The sequence below is a fragment of the Litorimonas cladophorae genome, from assembly GCF_014652455.1.
GTDB classification, from domain to species: domain Bacteria; phylum Pseudomonadota; class Alphaproteobacteria; order Caulobacterales; family Maricaulaceae; genus Litorimonas; species Litorimonas cladophorae.
Window position 1 is genome coordinate 34,651 of sequence record NZ_BMYV01000002.1, and the last position, 18,739, is coordinate 53,389.

General features: G+C 52.9%; 17 protein-coding genes. 6 read left to right on the plus strand and 11 right to left on the minus strand.

The window, feature by feature from the left end:
• Positions 1-61: 61 nt before the first annotated feature.
• A complete protein-coding gene (gene miaB, locus IE073_RS07975) occupies positions 62-1,471 on the minus strand; it encodes a tRNA (N6-isopentenyl adenosine(37)-C2)-methylthiotransferase MiaB (protein WP_189584006.1) in 1,410 nt (469 codons plus the stop codon).
• Between the two features lie 97 nt (positions 1,472-1,568).
• Here miaB and IE073_RS07980 point away from each other — a divergent pair, with 97 nt between their 5' ends.
• The 3 genes from IE073_RS07980 (at position 1,569) to IE073_RS07990 (ending at position 3,349) form a co-directional block, all read left to right on the plus strand.
• Positions 1,569-2,138 (plus strand): hypothetical protein, encoded by a 570-nt coding sequence (locus IE073_RS07980; RefSeq protein WP_233349927.1) that lies wholly within the window; start codon positions 1,569-1,571, stop codon positions 2,136-2,138.
• Positions 2,139-2,156: 18 nt separating this feature from the next.
• Positions 2,157-2,741, plus strand: a complete 585-nt coding sequence (locus tag IE073_RS07985; RefSeq protein ID WP_189584012.1) for a hypothetical protein — start codon at positions 2,157-2,159, stop codon at positions 2,739-2,741.
• A 152-nt stretch (positions 2,742-2,893) separates the two neighbouring features.
• The gene (locus tag IE073_RS07990; protein ID WP_189584014.1) at positions 2,894-3,349 is read left to right on the plus strand and encodes a hypothetical protein; all 456 of its coding nucleotides are present in this window, start codon (positions 2,894-2,896) and stop codon (positions 3,347-3,349) included.
• On the opposite strand, the gene IE073_RS07995 is transcribed toward IE073_RS07990, so the two are convergent.
• Genes IE073_RS07995 through IE073_RS14295 form a run of 5 tightly spaced genes read right to left on the minus strand, consistent with a single transcriptional unit; the run spans position 3,346 to position 6,270 of the window.
• Positions 3,346-4,215, minus strand: a complete 870-nt coding sequence (locus IE073_RS07995) for a hypothetical protein (RefSeq protein WP_189584017.1) — start codon at positions 4,213-4,215, stop codon at positions 3,346-3,348. The two genes, IE073_RS07990 and IE073_RS07995, sit on opposite strands and share 4 nt — an antisense overlap.
• Positions 4,163-4,573: a Fur family transcriptional regulator gene (locus IE073_RS08000; RefSeq protein WP_189584020.1), complete on the minus strand. Its 411-nt coding sequence runs from the start codon at positions 4,571-4,573 to the stop codon at positions 4,163-4,165. The genes IE073_RS07995 and IE073_RS08000 overlap by 53 nt, the downstream gene beginning before the upstream one ends.
• Positions 4,574-4,627: 54 nt before the next feature.
• Positions 4,628-5,050, minus strand: coding sequence for a GNAT family N-acetyltransferase (locus tag IE073_RS08005; RefSeq protein ID WP_189584023.1), 423 nt, complete (start codon positions 5,048-5,050; stop codon positions 4,628-4,630).
• A 38-nt stretch (positions 5,051-5,088) separates the two neighbouring features.
• Positions 5,089-5,685, minus strand: coding sequence for a tRNA (adenosine(37)-N6)-threonylcarbamoyltransferase complex dimerization subunit type 1 TsaB (gene tsaB / locus IE073_RS08010; RefSeq protein WP_189584026.1), 597 nt, complete (start codon positions 5,683-5,685; stop codon positions 5,089-5,091).
• A 6-nt stretch (positions 5,686-5,691) separates the two neighbouring features.
• A complete protein-coding gene (locus IE073_RS14295) occupies positions 5,692-6,270 on the minus strand; it encodes a NifU family protein (protein WP_189584029.1) in 579 nt (192 codons plus the stop codon).
• A gap of 77 nt (positions 6,271-6,347) precedes the next feature.
• Between IE073_RS14295 and IE073_RS08020 the strand changes: the two genes are divergently transcribed.
• Together IE073_RS08020 and IE073_RS08025 are read left to right on the plus strand one after the other, a co-directional pair.
• Positions 6,348-7,349 (plus strand): M48 family metallopeptidase, encoded by a 1,002-nt coding sequence (locus tag IE073_RS08020; RefSeq protein ID WP_189584032.1) that lies wholly within the window; start codon positions 6,348-6,350, stop codon positions 7,347-7,349.
• A gap of 101 nt (positions 7,350-7,450) precedes the next feature.
• Positions 7,451-8,335: a M48 family metalloprotease gene (locus tag IE073_RS08025; protein ID WP_189584035.1), complete on the plus strand. Its 885-nt coding sequence runs from the start codon at positions 7,451-7,453 to the stop codon at positions 8,333-8,335.
• A 3-nt stretch (positions 8,336-8,338) separates the two neighbouring features.
• On the opposite strand, the gene IE073_RS08030 is transcribed toward IE073_RS08025, so the two are convergent.
• From IE073_RS08030 to mutS, 5 genes are read right to left on the minus strand one after another with little or no spacing between them, the layout of a single operon-like run.
• Positions 8,339-8,815: a copper chaperone PCu(A)C gene (locus IE073_RS08030; protein WP_189584037.1), complete on the minus strand. Its 477-nt coding sequence runs from the start codon at positions 8,813-8,815 to the stop codon at positions 8,339-8,341.
• Between the two features lie 3 nt (positions 8,816-8,818).
• Positions 8,819-9,841: a tryptophan--tRNA ligase gene (gene trpS, locus IE073_RS08035; protein ID WP_189584040.1), complete on the minus strand. Its 1,023-nt coding sequence runs from the start codon at positions 9,839-9,841 to the stop codon at positions 8,819-8,821.
• A 22-nt stretch (positions 9,842-9,863) separates the two neighbouring features.
• Positions 9,864-11,441 (minus strand): murein biosynthesis integral membrane protein MurJ, encoded by a 1,578-nt coding sequence (murJ, locus tag IE073_RS08040; RefSeq protein ID WP_189584044.1) that lies wholly within the window; start codon positions 11,439-11,441, stop codon positions 9,864-9,866.
• Complete coding sequence (gene glnD / locus IE073_RS08045; RefSeq protein WP_189584047.1) at positions 11,442-14,261, minus strand: [protein-PII] uridylyltransferase; 2,820 nt, start codon at positions 14,259-14,261, stop codon at positions 11,442-11,444. It abuts the gene before it with no gap.
• Position 14,262: 1 nt separating this feature from the next.
• The gene (gene mutS / locus IE073_RS08050; protein WP_233349929.1) at positions 14,263-16,956 is read right to left on the minus strand and encodes a DNA mismatch repair protein MutS; all 2,694 of its coding nucleotides are present in this window, start codon (positions 16,954-16,956) and stop codon (positions 14,263-14,265) included.
• Positions 16,957-17,093: 137 nt separating this feature from the next.
• On the opposite strand from mutS, the gene IE073_RS08055 reads away from it, so the two are divergent.
• Positions 17,094-18,737, plus strand: a complete 1,644-nt coding sequence (locus IE073_RS08055) for an MFS transporter (RefSeq protein WP_189584050.1) — start codon at positions 17,094-17,096, stop codon at positions 18,735-18,737.
• Positions 18,738-18,739: the final 2 nt, after the last annotated feature.

An 18,739-nucleotide genomic window follows, 5' to 3' on the forward strand; every position in this document is an offset into this window, starting at 1 on the left:
GCGTGCATATTATCGGTTTGGGTGATCGCAACCTGTTTGGAGTGAATAGCTCCGCCTCCGTTTACCGCGCCAAAACCCCAACCAAGCTATTCCGCCCCGCTTCCGTAATCGTCACATCCACAATCTGCCCTATCAAATTTTCTGGGCCGTCGAAATGTGTGCCTGTTAGATAGGGTGAGCGACCGAAGAGTTGCCCGCCTTTGCGGCCCGCGCCTTCGACTAAGACCGAAAGCGTTTTCCCAATGAGGGATTTATTATGGGCTTCTTGTTGGGTGTAGAGCAGCTCTTGCAGGCGCACGAGACGATCCTGTTTTACGTCTTCATCCACTTGGCGGTGCATGGACGCGCCGGGTGTGCCGGGACGGATGGAGTATTTGAAACTAAAGCTACTGGCGTAACCGATTTCTTCGACGCAGCGCATCGTCTCTTCGAAATCCAGTTCGGTTTCACCCGGGAAGCCGACGATGAAATCACCTGAGAGCGCGATCTCTGGACGGGCGGTGCGGATTTTGGCGATCAGCTGTTTATAGTGATCATAGGTGTGATCGCGGTTCATCGCGCGCAGGATTTTATTACTGCCCGATTGGATCGGCAAATGCAGATAAGGCATGAGTTTCGGTTCTTCGCCAATCACGCGGATCAGTTCGTCATCCATATCGCGCGGGTGCGAGGTCGTGAACCGAATACGGTCAATCCCACCAATCAAGGCGACGTGACGGATAAGCTGTCCGAGGCCCCACTGCGTCCCATCGGGACCTTCAGCTATATAGGCATTTACGTTCTGCCCAATGAGCGTGATTTCACGCACGCCCTGCGCCGCGAGGCCACGGGCTTCGTCGACGATTTGTTGCACATTTCGGCTGACTTCTGCGCCGCGCGTATAGGGCACAACGCAGAAGGTGCAGAATTTATCGCAGCCTTCTTGAACGGTGAGGAACGCCGAGAACCCTTTGACGCTGCGGTGTTTTGGCAATTGATCAAATTTCTCAATCGTGTCGAATTCTGTTTCCAAAACTTCGCCAGAACTGCGGTGAACTTTCGCAATCATTTCCGGGAGTTTGTGATAGGTCTGCGGCCCCAAAACCATATCGACGACGGGGGCACGACGCATGATTTCGGCGCCCTCGGCTTGGGCAACACAGCCCGCGACCGCGACTTTCATATCAGGTTTGTTTTGCTCTTTGTGTTTACGAATGCGGCCTAGCTCTGAATAGACTTTCTCGGCGGCTTTTTCTCTGATGTGGCAGGTGTTGAGAATAACCAAGTCCGCGTGGTCGGGCGTGTCGACAGGGGCATAGCCAATCGGGGCCAAGACATCGGCCATCCGTTCACTGTCATAGACATTCATTTGACAGCCATAGGTTTTGATGAAAACTTTTTTGGTATTTGCGGGCGCAATAACGTCGGGTTTGGCTGCGATGATCGCAGGGGTGTCGACGTCACGTGCCACGTTTTTTTCGTGGGGTGACATAATAAGCTCCAATATGTGTTGGCGGGCCTATAGGCGCGCGGAGACGTTTGGGCAAGGTGATCTAGACAGAGCTTGCTTAATGTGATTATATAACAATATGAAAGCGATCCTGCCACTTTGTCTTTTAGTCTACGTTCCGCAAATCAGCTTTGCGCAGATCAATTCAATGAGTCCGCCTGTTTGTGATTTAACCCCCAATAAGCGCGTTATCGCCGAAGTCGTGAGTGTGGAACGTCACGCGGAAGGCGATGTGAAATACAGCCTGCTTCAGATCGATAGTGTTTTCGGAATCGGTGAGTTTCGCGCAACGACGGAACCAAAAACAATGAAGGTCCGGCACGCCCATCGCGATTTCGAGCTCTTCGAAGGACAACATGTTTTGGATCTAAAGCGTACCCATTGCCGCGGAGAGTGGTATCTCGAACGCTCCTCTCATGGCGAAATCGTTAATATTGCCGAACGAACGCGACGAACAGAAATTCAAAAGCTGAAAGAGGAGAGCTTTCAGTGTAACTGGCCTGTCGAACGTGAACTCTGCTATCAAAAAATCAACATGGCCTATCACGCCGAAATCTTTGTTGGTAGCTTTCAGCTGGATAACGCAGAGGTCTGCGAGCAATATATCCCCCAATATAATACAGAATTCCGTTATTCCCCGCGCCCGTAAAGTAATTGGAAAATAATTATGAAATCAAATACCGCAATTTTGATCACCCTCCTCACCTTCGCTTTTTCTAGCGTAAGCTATGCCTGCTCATGTTCACAAGCAGGCGGTTGGGTTAGTAAATTTGCGGAAGGCAAAACTGTCGTTTGGGCGCGGCCCGTGCAGAGCACCTGGCTAAGCGACCAAAGTGGAAGGCCATCAAGCGGAAATGTCGAAACTCAATTTGAGGTCTTGGACGGATTTTCACGTATCTCTGAAACAACAATATCCGTTCGACATAGGAACGACGGCGCGGCTTGTGGTATCTATCCGACCTTAGGTCGTTCGGATTTAATCATCGCGTATGATTCAGGTAACTCACAAGAATATTTGGCCACTAATTCCTGCACGATGAATTCTATCGACCCGACCACACTCATTAAATACCTCGAAACGGGTGAAGATACCTATGTGCCAAGTTTTTGGAAGTGTGAGCAGCAAAAGGATGACGGTATATCGCTTGAGGATAATTGTGAGTATCTTAGTGAGGAAGCAGAAAAGCAACGGCGTGATGATTACGTTGCATTTATAAAAAAGAAGCGTCTTGAACTCCGAACGGCACTCTAACCCGCAACGCTTCAACCTGATCCGTAACCATAATGATCTGCACAAGGCCGCCTTTATTGAGAAGGAATAAAATGCGCTTTATCGCACTCTTCATCATTTTTCTGCTTCACCCAACTTTGGCGTGGGCCTGTAGTTGCTCGGAAGATCGCTCCATGTCTGAAATCGTGACAGAAGGCGCGGTTGTAGTTTTGGCTTCTCCAGTAGGCGGTGGGTTCCAAAGCGAATGGAATAGTGGAATTTATCCCAATCGCCTCAAGATCTGGAAAACTTATGTAGGTGAATCATCGGAATACGAAACTATACAAATTCATCGCGGCTCAACATGCGCAGCTAGTTTTCCGAGAAGCCAAATTTCTTTAATTGTCGTCCATAGAAATATATCGGGTGATTTGCAGTCCAATATCTGTTCGGATGGTGGATACACGAATGAGCAATGGAAAACATATTTCAAGACTGGTGAAGAGACACCACCTCGCGACATGTGTTTCATGGATATAAAAAATGCTTTTGATGAAGAGGAATTCTTAGGGAAAGCCTTCAAACTCAGTCGCCCTGAATGCGGAGTTCATCTTGATGATTATGTCAGACGATACACACGAAACCCCTAATCCGCCAATGGCACTCTAACCCGCAACGCCTCTACCTCATCCATATTTTTATCTAGCTGCCGCCAGGCTTTTTTCAACATTTTCCGCAAGCGCGGTTTTAGATGCGGCGTGGCCGTTTCCTTTGGCATATTTTTAATCCGCATAAATAACGCGGTGGCGAAGACCATGTCGGCTTCGGGGAGGTAACCTGCGCCTTGGGCTTGCCAGCCTTGCGTATCGGCATTCGTGAATTGCGAAAATTCGAACCGCGTATTGGCGAGGAAAACACCATAGCCGAGGAAGATCGCCGTGAGGTCGGTGAACAGCTCATAAAGCTCTGGCTCGATTTCCAATTGCGCTTTCGCCCGCGTATGCAGCGCGTGAGACAGTTCATGCGCAAAAGTTGCGATCAATTGCGCGGGCTTGTTCTCTAGGCCCAGATCATATCGAATAATCTCGCGCGGATTTCCAACTTTCGAAGGAATAAGCTGATAGGTGCCACAGGCCGTGTCGCCCGTTGTTTCGACCATCGCCAAACCGCCGAGCGACGCATCGGGGCGGCCTGATTTACCCTCAAGCTCAAAGATATCGCCTTCGTTGAACCCACATTGGGCTTTGACTAAACGGAAAATATGGTCGGCTTGCGTTGGGGAAAGCGCGTCAATTTCTGGAAAGAAGTCTGGGGTCGGCAGAATTAACGGGCTGTCGGCGAGCGCAGGCTTCGTTTCGAAATTATCAATCAGCCACGCAAAGCCATCAAATTGCCATTCGGCCACGTCTGGGTCGATGAGATTACGGGAGAACATGATGTCAACGGCCGGTTGGCGTCCGGGCTTAGGTTTTGATCTTACGCCCGTAGAGCTCCATGCGGTGATCGACGAGTTCATAGCCGAGTTTTTCCGCGATTTTCTTTTGTAGCTCTTCGATCTCTTCATTGACGAATTCGATGACGTCACCCGAATGGACATCAATCAGGTGATCGTGATGTTCGCCTTCGGCGAGTTCATAGCGCGCCCGACCATCGCGGAAATCATGGGTTTCGATGATACCGGCTTCGTCAAACAAGCGCACGGTGCGGTAAACTGTTGCGAGTGAAATTTTCGGATCATGCTGGCTGGCACGGGTGTAAACTTCCTCGGCATCAGGGTGGTCTGTGGCTTCGGAGAGGACTTTGGCAATAATGCGCCGTTGTTCCGTCATGCGGAGGCCGCGTTCAATACATCGAGTTTCAAGAATACTGGTCATAAGGGTTAATAGGGTGAGAGAGCCCCGCCGTCTAGCGCCTTCGGACGATAGGTTTCATCCAGAGCCTGTGAGTTTTCGGGAGAGCGTCAGCGCCGCGACCCGTCCACCCGCGCGGCGATAATATCCCGGACGTCGCCCCATCGGGATAAATCCTGTGCTGCGGTAGAGCGCGATCGCGGGCGCGTTGTCTTCGGCGACCTCTAAGAACAGATCCGTTACGCCACGCGCTTCTAGCTCTGAGATCGCAAGGTCCAATAAAGCGCGGCCCAACCCTGTGCGACGGGCAGACGGCGCGGTGGCAATTGTCAAAATCTCAGCTTGGTCCATAACAACGGAGAGAATGATGAAAGCCGCTAGATCGTCTTCACTATCCAATCCGAAGCAAAGATCTTTCTGGCAATGCGTCGCCATTTCCAAAGCATCCCATCCTCCGCTCCCGTGGGGTGGGGCAAAACTCTGCGCGTGAATGGTGGCCATGTCGCGCGCGTCTTGAGCGCCTAGACGCCGCAAAGTCATCAAAGCGATTTTCCGCCGGGGAGTTTCGCATCAGGACCGCGCGAATAAAGCGGTTCAGCGGGGAAGTCTTCGGGGTCGCGGTCTATTGCCAGCCATGCGAGGATACGGGTATCGACTTTAGCATCATGAACGATTTGAATGTTTTGGTCGGCTTGGGTCTGCGCCAACATTTCTTTGAGCATGGCGCGCGGTGGAGATTTGGGCGATCCGTTTTCATAAAGCCCATAGAAAAACTCGCCCCGGCGGACGTCTTGTTGCACGGCAACACGTCGGGTGGCTTCGGGGTCAAGGCCTCTCGCCGTCAGTTCTAAGGCGTCGATTCCGACCACAGGCAAACCGCGCGGTAGCGCAAACCCTAGCGCAAAAGAGAGTGCGACCCGCAAACCCGTAAAACTGCCTGGACCCGTACAAACGGCGAGGCGGTCCACATCACCGGGCTTTAAATTCGCGACATCAAAAACTTCTGCCACCATACCTGCGAGGACTTCGGCATGGCCACGGCCAATCTTGCGGCTGATATGGGCGCAGATAATCGCATCATCCACGAGGGAGACAGAGCAGTCAGGACCCGTCGTATCGAGGCCAAGAACCAACATTGGCGTTTAGGCCACAGCCTGTTCAACGCCATTCACTTCGGGAACGTAGTGTTTCAGCAGGTTTTCGATACCGTGTTTGAGTGTCATCGTTGAAGACGGGCAGCCCGCACAGGCGCCGCGCATTTCCAGATAGACCATACCGTCAGCATCATCGAAATGTTTGAAAACAATATCGCCACCGTCCTGCGCCACAGCAGGCCGTACGCGCAATTCGATCAACTCTTTAATTTGCTCAACAATTTCGAGGGTTTCACCTTCATAGACGCGCTCTTCAACTTCGCCTGCTTGCAGCTGATCTAAGAGCGGTGTGCCACCTGCGACATAGAAATCCATGATCGCGCCAAGCACGGCGGGTTTCAGGTGTTTCCATTGCGCGTCTTCGCCGCGCGTCACGGAAATATAATCATTCCCGAAAAAGACGCGGTGCACGTCAGGAATCATGAACAACATCTCGGCCATGGGCGCATCGGCAATGTCGTCACCGCGCGTATATTCGCGCACGCGACCTTCAGCGCCAACAACCTCTTTACCAGGAAGGAATTTCAACGTCGCCGGATTCGGCGTATCTTCGGTTTGAATAAACATAAGCGCTATTTGGGACAGCTGCGTGCGATACGCAAGGCGCATTGACCACATGTCACGGAACCGTGCATGAATGGGCCATGATGCTCCGTTGCCCCAAATTTGATTTTCGAACCCTGCTGTGCGGTTCAATCTGCATGGCTTTGGTCGGCTGCGCAGGTCTGGACACGCGCCTGCCCGAGATTAGCGCACCGGATTTAGCCGCAGAAACACAAATGCAAGAAACAACGGCCCTGCGCCAAATAGAAGACAAGTCAGAGCGCCTTCTTCGCGTTGGCTGGCCTATATTGACCGCAAATGTGGAACTCTGCCCAAAATCCCGTCCCGCCATCGGCGTGAAAATGCATAGTCTGAAATCCTACCCAAAAAGATTACGGTCCTCCGCAGGTCGCGTTCTAGGCGCAGATGACACTCAACGCGTTTTGCACATAACCAAAGGCAGCCCGGCAGATGTGTCAGGGCTCCAGCGCGGTGACATCATCTTAGACGATGACGGCCAAACGGCTGAGCTGGATTCAGAAGCTTGGAGCGAGTTCCTACGTGACAATACGCTAAATATTCGACGTGGAACAGAAACGCTTTCCGTCGCTATCGACCCCGTTTCCGTCTGCGATTATGCGCTAAAGCTGTCCAGCAGCGGAGCAATCAACGCCTATGCCGATGGCAGGAACATCACGATGACGACCGCGATGATGGATTTTGTAGAGAGTGATGAAGAATTGGCCCTCATCATCGGCCATGAGTTGGGGCACAATACCATGGGTCACATCCGCAAGATTGTGGGCAATTTTATCTTCAGTTTTGGCGGGACGCGCTACACACGACCCTTTGAGAGTGAGGCGGACTATGTGGGTCTTTATTATCTCAAGCGCGCGGGATATTCGACACAAGGCGTTGAAGATTTCTGGCGTCGGCTCGCGAAAGTCTCCCCCAAAAGCATAAATCGCGCCAAGTCCCATCCAACATTTCCAGATCGTTATTTGCGTATCCAAGCGAGTCGTGATGAAATTGAAGCCAAGCAATCCGAAGGGAAACCCTTGCTTCCCAATTTCAAAAATGGAGCCAGTCCATCCGGTACATAAGCTTAATTCTCGGCGCGCTCTCAGTTGCAACGCTCATCTCGGCCTGCGCAAAGCATGAGGCTTCGGCGCAAGACCTGTCCGAAATCCAGACCGTCAGTATCATGTCTCCGACGTCACCCAGGCCCGATGATACGACTTTCGAGCAGGTTCTGGCTGAGTATCAAGCTTTTAACCGTCGCCTCTCGCGCGTCGCCGCGCCCTTACGAATTGCCAATGCTTCACTGTGTCCTGACAATATTCGGGACCCCGGTTTTTACACGCATCGCTTGGAAGATTACCCAGAAACGATCCGTCCTATGGCGGAAATTATGCTGGGGCTGGAAAGCAAAGGGCTGTTCATTCGCGAAGTGCGGGCCGGGTCATCAGCCGAGGCGCAACGCTTGGAACCTGGCGATCAGATTTTGTCGGTAAATGAAAACCCGATCAGCTCCGACCCAATCATGGACACCTATAATCGGGCGGTTCTGCGCAATGGGTTTGATAGTGTGCTGTCCAAAGTTAAAGTTCGAACCACGGAAGGGCGTGAATATACGGCGCGCATTCGCCCTCAGACGGCGTGCGATATTCCAGCGAAGGTCGTGTTTTCAGAGCGCATGAATGGACATACAGATGGTCGCGAAGTTTTAATCACCTCCGCATTGATGAGTTCTGTGCCCGATGACACGAACCTTGCCCTCGTGATCGCGCATGAAATGGGCCACGTGATTGCGGGCCATGTCCATCAACCCCAAAGTCAGGCGTTAGAGTTAGAAGCTGACCGTATGGCACTCGTCTTAATGGCGCGAAGTGGATATGATGTGACCGACGCCGTGGCCTATTGGGAGCGCGCGGCCCATCCACACCACGGCGGCACAGCAGATGATAGCTCCCACCCCAGCACAGTAACGCGCTATGAGAATTTTCAATCGGAACTCACGCGCATCCAAAAGATACAAAAACAATCTCGGAAGAACGCCGAGCCCTTCCGAAATCTTTCGTTTAATTAGACTTTAATGGCTGCCGTGGTCCATGTCGCCTTGGCGCATTTCACCACGCATAACGACAGGCGCAACAACCGTTAAATCGTCCGCTGTTTCGAAGTCCAATGTCAAAACGACCTCATCGCCCAGCGCCATTTCAGCGTTAAATATCATCACGTGAAAACTGCCGGGCTTTAGATCGACACTTTCGCCATGGGGTAGTTCAATTCCGTCAACACGGCGCATCTTCATGACGCCGCCTTCTTCGATATGGGTGTGAAGTTCTATGCGATCACTGACGGATGATGACACCGCGATCAGGCGATCCGTATCTCCATGATTGTCTATTCGCATAAAAGCGACGCCAGTTGTTTGTCCAGGAAGGGGCGGATTAATTCGCACGTTTGAGAGTTCAATGCCTTCGCCCAAATGGGTATGTTCACCACAGCCCGCGAGGGCAAAGCTGGCGACGATTGGAATGGCAAGGGTTAGAAGAAAATGGCGCATGATTTAAGCTCCTCTAAATCCAATAATACGGCGGACATCCGCGACAATGGGGTCGGCAATCGCGGCGGCGTCATCACCAGCTTTAGATAAAATCACATCAATTTCGTCCGGCGCGGCCAAATACCGATTCATTAATTCCGTCACGGGCCGCAGAGTTTCCACCGCGACATCGGCCAGTGCCGATTTGAAGGGACCGAATTGGCTGCCGCCATGTTCCTTCATAATATCGGCCTCGCTGCGTTCTGACAGCGCCGCATAAATACCAATGAGGTTCGCAATATCAGGGCGACCTTCCATTTCCTCAGCGCTGGATGGGACGGCCCCCATGTCTGTTTTGGCCTTGCGGACCTTCTTTGCAATCTGATCGGCGGTGTCGGTCAAATTAATGCGCGATCCGTCGGACGGGTCAGATTTTGACATCTTCTTAGTGCCATCACGCAAGGACATAACCTTCGCGCCGGGGCCTTTGATCAAAGGCTCTGGCATTGGGAAGAAATTGGGCGCGTTGAAGTCGTGGTTGAACTTTGCCGCAATATCACGGGACAATTCCAAATGTTGTTTCTGATCTTCGCCCACAGGAACATGCGTGGCTTTGAAAGCCAAAATATCTGCGGCCTGAAGCACAGGGTACGTATAGAGACCAACAGAGGCGCGTTCAGCGTTTTTGCCCGCTTTGTCTTTAAACTGTGTCATGCGGTTCAACCACCCGGTTCGGGCGACGCAATTGAAATACCATGCCAGCTCTGTATGCGCGCGCACCGAAGATTGCGCGTAAACGATCGCCTTTTTCGGATCGACGCCCGCAGCAAAATAGGCAGCCGCGATTTCTCGCGTCTGGTCAGCCAGTTTAGCGGGGTCTTGCGGCACAGTAATCGCGTGCAAATCGACAATGCAAAAAACGCAGTCTTTTTCATGTTGAAGGGCGGCGAACTTTTTCAACGCCCCCAAATAATTTCCAAGGTGCAAGGAGCCAGACGGTTGAACGCCAGAAAAGACGCGATCAGGTCCAGAATAGGAGTCAGTCATGAATTATGCCTTTGGCATCTTATTAGGGTGTTTTCACCGAGCGAGAGAACGCCCTGCCTATATCTGCGGGGTCATACGCCCGCAAGAGGGTGGCGGCGATGACATACAGGACAAATCCGCCGCCCACGACAGCGCCCAACCAGATAAAGTCCATCAGAATGTTCAAGTCGCCCAAATCTGGTAGCCGCATCTGCACCCAAGATAGGCCCACGCCCATTATCGCACTTGCAAGCGCCATACGGGGCAATGTCCGCCGTAATTTAACCCCGAGCACCATATCCCCAGATCGCAGCAATAAAATCGCGAGGCCGAGGACATTGACCCAAGCGGCGATAGATGTGGCTAGCGCCAAACCATGAAACCCAATTGTTTTGAAAAGAGCAAAGCCCAGAGAGAGATTGATCGCCGCAGAAATGCCCGCCCAAATCATAGGGGTTCGCGTGTTTTCGCGCGCAAAAAAGGCAGGTGTTAAGACCTTCAGCAAAACAAAGGCTGGCAAGCCAAGGGCAAACCATCGCAACGCCTTGGCCACTTGAGCAGTTGTGTCGGGCGTGAAAGCGCCGCGTTGATAAATGCCGGAGATTAGAAAATCAGGTATGACGTAAAGCGCAACGGCCGCAGGTAGCGTTAGGAAAAGAGAGATTTCGATCCCATGATTAAGCGACATTTTCGCCCCCGCATCATCGCCCGCCCGAATAGCGCGAGAGAGTGTTGGTAGGAGCGCGACGCCCATCGCAATACCGATGATTCCAAGCGGTAACTGATAAAGGCGATCAGCATAGGTGAGCCAACTCGCCGCGCTCTCTTGGGTCGTTGCGATGACGTGACTGACAAGGAGGTTAATTTGCGTAATCCCCGCACTTATAATGCCGGGCACACCCAAGATTAAAAGTCGTCGAACGCCCGTAGTAAAGCGTGGCCGCCGCAGACCAAATTTGACGCCCGCTTTGCGACAGGCCCAAACGACCAGTATCATTTGCAGCGCCCCTGACGCCGCGATGGCCGCAGATAGGGCCAAGCCAATTAAACGCTGAGACCACGCCAAACTTCCCACCGCCCAAAGTGTGCCGATCATCATAACGTTCAAAACAATCGGAACGGCGGCTGCGACGGCAAAATGATTTCGGGTATTTAACACACCCGAGAACAAGGCCGTCATGGACATAAACAAGAGGTAAGGCATGGTCAGCCAGGCATAGAGCACGGCCAAATCATAGGGCGTGATACCTGCGGCGTTGGGAGTTTTCCCCAAACCATAGCCGATAATATTGAGGGTCCACGGCATGGTCAGCTCAAAGCCGATGACCAAAAGCGCCACGACAAAGAACAAGGCCGCGGCCGCCTCGCTGGCAAATCCATCGGCGGCGGCTTCGCCGTCTTGTTCAATACGCTTGGCATAGAGCGGCACGAAGGCCGCATTAAATGCGCCTTCTGCAAACATACGACGAAAGACGTTCGGGAGTTTAAAGGCCGTAAAAAAGGCGTCGGACACGACGCCCGCACCTAAAAAACGCGCAATTAAAATATCGCGCACCAAACCCAAGAGGCGCGAGACCAAGGTCAGCGATCCAATCACAGCGGTGGAACGCAAAAGTCTCACTTAGGCTGCCTTCTTTGCTGACTTTTTATCAGGGTCCCGTAGAATTTTAAGCAATCTCTTGCGCACGACTTTTTTCCGTGCGTCGTCCAGAGCGGCACAGCGCACGTAGAAAGCGTCAACAGCGGTGGTGCCGACAACCTCAATATGGGCTGAGGTAATGTCAAAACCTTCTTGGCTTAATTCGGCCGCCAACATGTATAAAAGCCCTGGTCGGTCACGACCTTGAACTTCAATGATACAGGCATTGCCATCCCCCGTTTCCGGAAAATGCACCCGAGGTCGGACAGGAATGGCCCCCGCGCGACGGGACCGAATGGGTTTGGGAACAGCCAATCCGTCTGTCTGTCCATCGGCGGCCATACGAGATCGTTTGCGCAAATTTTCAAGGAGGTGAGCAGAATGTTCACCAAAAGCTTCACCATCTGCACTCAGAAGATAAAAGACATTCATGACCATTCCATCATCGCCCGTATTCAGGCGTGCGCCCGTAATCGAAGCGCCGCTGGCCGTAATCGCCAGGGATAAGTCTCGAAATAATCCAGGACGGTTACGGGTTAGCACCCAAAGCTCTGTCACCTTACGGCGTGGATTAACGCGTGTCTGCGTCGCAGAATGAAGCAAAGGATCATGACCCGCCTTTAACAGCGTTTCAAAATACGCCATATGCATCACCAGTTTCTTCATGGTGAAACCAATCCAATAACTATCGGGGAGGTGATCTGTAATTGGCGCAATAAATTCGGGCTTGCCAGGCTCTAGCCGTTCCAGAATTTGCTCTTTCCGCGCTGCGGCTTTAGCGGCAGGGGCAAGCTCTTCACGGCCATCTAAATAGGCGTCCGTTGCCATATAAAGGCCACGCAAGAGTGTGGCTTTCCAATCATTCCAAATGCCGGGGCCCACGGAACGAATATCCACGACGGTCAATACAGCCAATAGGTCCAAGCGCCGTTTAGAGCCCACCAGCTTTGCGAAAGCCGCGATTGTATCAGGGTCTGAAATATCACGGCGCTGGGCCGTCTCGCTCATATCTAAGTGACGCCGGACCAACCACGCGACATCATCCGTAATGTCTTGAGGAATGCCTAAACGGTTACAGGCGCGATGCGCGAGTTGCGCGCCCTCGATACACTGATCACCTTTGCCCTTGCCTGTATCATGGAGGAGGCAGGCCAGCATCATGGTCAGCCGTTGCGTATTATCAAATTCGGCGGCAATCCGCGCGGTGACAGGCATGTCAGCGTCGAGGCGCCCCTTTGCCAAATTGTCGAAATTATCGATAAGCCGCAATGTGTGCTCATCCACCGTATAGGCGTGATGCATATTGAACTGCGTTCGCGCGACAATGCCACCAAATTCGGAAAGATAACGTCCCAAGACACCCGCTTCATTCATCGTTTTTAACGTCGCATATGGGGCTTTGGCGGTCAGAAGTGTCTTCTGGAAAATTTCTGAATGTTCAGGGCTATTTCGGAAATCGTGGTCAATCAGATTACGACGGAAATCAATTTCAGAGAAAGCATCGGGGTGAATATCGATATTTCGGCGACCTGCGGTTTCGAATAATTGCAAAATTTGCGACGGCTTTTCACGAATGGTCATCGGATCGGCAAACATCAATCGCCCATGGTCAATCACAAAGTCTTCGTTTTTAAGGTTTCGCCGCGACCCCGGTAAATATTTATCCAAACTTTTGGGAAGCCTCAGGGCCTTTTCGGCTTCCAGCTTCGCACAGGCAATTCGCGTCAGCGCGCCCACTTCGCGGGCATTGGTGAAATATTCCCGCATGAAGCGCTCCACCGCGACTTCGACTTCGGGAACGGCATGACCCATTTTCGGTGCGAGCTTGACCTGCATGTCAAAGCTTAGCTGCTCCGTCGGACGGCCTGCCGTCCAATGCAAATGATGTCGCGTTCGCCAGAGAAAATCAGCCGCTCGCCTGAAGCGCCCTGCCGCGCGTTCATCAAACAAACCCATTTCGGCATAATCATAGGCGCGTTGCGGATCCGTGATCTGACCCGCCTTGTCCAGAAAAGAGGTAATCCAATAAAGCACGTGCAAATCACGTAGACCGCCCTTGCCCTCTTTAATGTTCGGCTCAATGACATATCGGGAGTTACCTGCGCGGTCATGGCGTTCGTCCCGCTCTGCCAGTTTGGTCGCAATATAGGCTCGTCCTTTTCCGCGGGTGATGGTCTTGCGGAATTGGCGGTAAAGGTCCTCCGAGAGCGCCTCATCCCCAGCCAAATGTCGAACATCCAAGAGGCTGGTCAAGATTGTCTGATCTTCTTTTGCGAGCTTCAAACATTGTTCCACTGTGCGCGAGGCGTGCCCAACTTTGAGGCTGAGGTCCCAGAGCATGTAAAGAATATATTCGGTGACCGCTTCTGTGCGAGGGGAGCTATTATTATCGGGAGTCAGGAACAGAAGGTCGAGATCAGATTCTGGCGCCATCTCGCCGCGCCCATATCCACCCACAGCACAAAGTGCGAGGCGCTCTGACTCTGATTCGACCGCTGTCAAAGGCGCAATATGGCGCGTTGTAAAATCCCATAACGCGGTAACGATACCATCATGCACAGAGGCCAAGAGCCGCGCTGTTTCCAACCCGTCCAGGCGGCCATGTTCAAACCGCTCTTGCGCATTATTCTTGGCTTCCGCCAGTCGCATCTTCAACAGCGTCAAAACGTTGAGGCGTAAATCATCGCCGCCCTGCGCCGACAATGCATCTAATTCTGAAATTAAATCGACTTGGGACAAATCTGTGTCAGGCGCCGCGGCGCGGTCAGGGATGCCAGCGGATGTTTGTGGGATGCGGGCCATATTATCCTATCTTCTCTTGGGCTTTGACCTTCAGTTCATAAAGGAGATCAAGGGCTTGTCGGGGCGATAAGGCGTCAACATCAAGGCGCGCCAAAGCAAGCTCTAATGCGCTAGGCTCAGGCGGCGTCGTCACGGCCGCTGTAAAAAGAGGCAAGCCGACAGGGGCGGAGGCTGAATTCACAGACTCAGACTCTAATCGTTCCAATACGGCCCGTGCGCGTTCAACCGCCGCCATGGGTAAACCTGCTAGTTTTGCGACCTGAACACCATAAGAGCGGTCCGCCGCCCCAGGGCGAACGTCATGGAGAAAGACTAAATCGCCATCCCATTCTTTCGCCCGAAGACTCGCGTTCTCCGCGCCATCCAGACCATCAATGAGTTCCGTTAGTTCATGATAATGCGTGGCGAAAAGGGCGCGTGATTTATTCACGCTCAGCAAATGCTCCACACTCGCCCAAGCAATGGATAACCCATCAAAGGTGGAAGTACCGCGTCCGATTTCATCCAAGATCACAAAGCTACGCTCGGTTGATTGATTGAGGATCGCGGCTGTCTCGATCATTTCGGTCATGAAAGTCGAGCGACCTTTGGACAAATCATCAGAGGCACCGACGCGAGAGAACAGACGATCCGCGACGCCAATTTCGGCCGAAGCCGCGGGGACAAACCCGCCCGCTTGCGCGAGAATAAACATCAGCGCGTTTTGGCGCAGATAGGTCGACTTACCCGCCATATTGGGGCCGGTAATCAAAGTCAGACGGGCCGCAGAGTTCGCGTCTGATGACAAAGCGCAATCATTGGCGGTGAAGGCGGGCGCGCCCGATTTGCGCAGCGCGTCCTCGACGACGGGGTGTCGTCCACCTTTGATGATGAAGTCAGGACCGTCATTCACAATGGGGCGCACAGCTCTGTTTTCTTCGGCCCAAAGCGCCCACCCTGCTTGTACATCTAATTGCGCGAGATAGGCCGCCATCCCGCGAATAGTTTCAACATGGGTTATCACGCGCTCAACGAAACCGTTGAAGACCTCAAGCTCTAAGGCGGTCACCCGTTCTGCCGCACTGGCAATCTGGCTGTCGAGATCAGCGAGTTCCACGGTGGTAAATCGCACACCTGACACCAATGTCTGCTTATGAATGAAGGGGCTTTCGGGTCCCTTCGATAGCATGGTGTCGGCATGTTTGGGCGAAACTTCGATGAAATAGCCCAGCACATTATTATGCTTGATCTTCAACGTCGAAACTTCTGCGAGTTTAGCATATTCAGCTTGAAGCCCTGCAATCAAACGTCGCGAGTCATCGCGTAGCGTTTTCAGCTTATCGATTTCTGGCGTCCATCCTGTCGCCACAAATCCCCCGTCGCGCGCCAGCATCGGGACATCTGGCAGAAGAGCTTTACCTAAATCCCGCGCAAGCTTTGCAATGTCAGGTTCTTGCGCCAGACTAATGCCGGTTAAGGCCCGCTCGACATTGGCTGGGGGTTTGATGTCAGGGCTTTGTGCGAAATGTGCGTTGATCGTTTCGCCCAGACGCAAAGTTTCGGAGAGCGTTTTGAGGTCACGCGGCCCGCCGCGCCCGAGCGCCAAACGAGAGGCCGCCCGAGCCATATCGCCTGCGCCGCGCAAATGTCCGCGCAGGGCCCTGCGCATATCTTCATGTTCCACGAAAAACGAGACAGCGTCCAAGCGTGCTTTGATATCGTCAACATCCAGCAAGGGGCGATTGAGCCGAACGGAGAGCTCCCGCGCGCCGGGACCCGTTACAGTCCGGTCGATGACAGACAGCAATGACCCAGACCGTGATCCTTTTTGCGTGCGATCAATCTCAAGGCTTGCGCGCGTGGCAGGGTCAATCGCAAGATACCCACTCGTTTTCGAGGCTTTAGGCGCGGAGAGTTGAACAGGTGCCCCAGCTTGCGTGAGTTGCAGATACTCCAACAAGGCCCCAGCCGCCGCAATTTCTGCATTTGAGAAATCGCCTAATCCGTCCAAGCCGCCGACCTTAAAACGTTCAGACAAGCGGCGTTCACCCGCACGAACATCAAATTTAGTCTCGGGTTGGGGCGTGAGCGCGATACCGTCCAATGAAAGATCGCCCATGAAGTCGGCGTCATGATACAGGGCTTCTGGCAACACTAATTCGCGCGGGCTCAGCGCGGCGAGTTGTGCGGGCACATCTTTGGCGGGCGCAGACACCGTTTTAAAGGTCCCGTCCGAAACATCCGCCCACGCCAACCCATGACCCCCCGCGGGCGTGCGAGACATCGCGACGATCATATTGGAGCCCCGCGCATCTAGGAGTGAATCTTCCGTCAGCGTACCGGGCGTTACGAGCCGTACGACTTCGCGGCGAACAACGGATTTGGAGCCGCGTTTTTTGGCTTCCGCTGGGCTTTCAGTCTGTTCGCAGACCGCAACACGAAAACCTTTTTTAATCAGGCGCTGAAGATAAACTTCGGAGGAATGAACGGGAACGCCGCACATTGGGATAGGTTCGCCCAAATGCTTGCCGCGTTTGGTCAAAGCAATATCTAATGCCGCAGCCGCGCGAACGGCATCGTCAAAGAAAAGCTCGTAAAAATCACCCATGCGATAAAACAGGACGGCCTCAGGCCCGACACCGTCTTTGATAGCAAGGAACTGCTCCATCATAGGGGTCAGCTTATGCGCTTTTTCGGGTTTGGTTTGCGTTGTCATTTCGGGCGGGAACCTGTCCCAAAACGGGCAAGGCCGCAAGCACTAGGCATCGGTAAAACTGCATCTAGCTGGTGTGTTTATTCTGATGGGGCGCAAAGACCTTGGAAGGCCGAGACGCTTGCCCTAAGCAAGACGACATGAGCCAGACAGCAACCCCCTCAAAATTAACAACGCGCCAAGCCCTAAAGCTAGCTTTAACAGATCGCCAAGTGCTGGCGATGCTGATTTTGGGCCTCGCCTCTGGCCTGCCTTACGTGATTGTAGCGGGTACCTTGAACGCTTGGTTGACCACGACGGGCGTAAAACCTGTTGAAATTGGACTGCTGTCTTGGGCGATCCTAGCTTACGGTTTCAAATTTATGTGGGCTGCTGCACTGCAGAGTCGGCGTACGCCTTTGGGGCTCAATATTGGCCCAAGACGATTTTGGATGTTCCTGTTTTTGGGTATCTCAACAATCGGCATGGGCATCCTATCATTTTCAGAACCTCCATCAGGGCTTGGACTGATTGCGGCGCTCGCTGTCGGGATTGCGTTTAGCTCATCCTGCTTTGACATTGTCTTAGCCGGGTGGCGGATCGAAGCTGCCAGAGACGACCAACATTTGGATATACTTTCAACAGTGGAGCAATTTGGCTACCGAACCGCGTCCATGTTGGGTGGTTTCGTCGCGTTGATCTTCGCCGATATTTTCGGGTGGCGGTTCACCTTTTTGGCGGCGACGGGCTTGCTGGCGGCGTCGGTCTTAGGCGTTATCCTCGCCAATCCAACGCAGGTTGAGGACTGGGACAGGAGTGCAAATGATCAAGATTGCGGATTAAGCGCCCAACAGAAAAACATTGGCACTCTCTTGGTGCTGGCGGGCTGGGTAATCGGCTTTTATCTGATCGGAGATTTCGCTGTCGGAGTTTTGAGTGATCCCGAAAATCATAGCGCCCGCGACTTTATCCGAAACCAAGGCCCTTGGGTGGTGGTGTCGACGGTTATTTGGTTAGGCATTGTATCGGCTTGGCTCGTCTACCTTCAGAGCCGGGCCGAAGCCGGGAGCTATGAAGCCTCCAAAGGCGTGCTGGGCGTTTTATTTATGGCCATTGTAGAGCCAATGATGGAGCTTGTTGGGCGTCTGCGTTGGACAGCAATTCTAGTGCTGATGGTGGTTCTATCTTATCGTTTCACCGATTTGATTTGGGGCGGGTTTGCCTATCCGTTCTATCTCGGAGAAAATTATGGCGCGCTAGGGCATACGCTGACAGAGGTTGGTTTTGCATCCAAGCTTATTGGGGTCTTTGCAACGATCGCCGGGATCGCAATCGGCGGATTAGCGATGCTGCGTTTTGGACGCATGCCTGTTTTCTTTTTCGGGGCGGTCTTTGCGGCGGTGACCAATTTATTATTTGCTGATCTGGCTATGGGCGCAACATATACGGACCCAGTTTTGATCTTTTTCCAAATCGATCATTTGTTCGGGGCGTTTGGCATGGACATACGCATGGCCCGACTGACGAGCGTGATTGCTGTTGAGAATATCGCAGTTGGCGTGGCCAGCGCGGCTTCGATTGCTTATTTATCCTCAATCGTTTCGAAGCGTTACGCGATCTTGCAATACTCACTCTTGGCAAGCTTGGTGATGTTGCTTGGCGTTCTTGGACGGCCAACCATCGGGGCGATTATTGAGGAAGAGGGTTTCGCGAGAGCTTTTGTACTATGTGCAGCATTCGGGGGCGTTGCGAGCGCTCTGGCGCTCGCCGAGTGGGTCCGAATTGCCAGAAGCGAACGCGTTTAAAG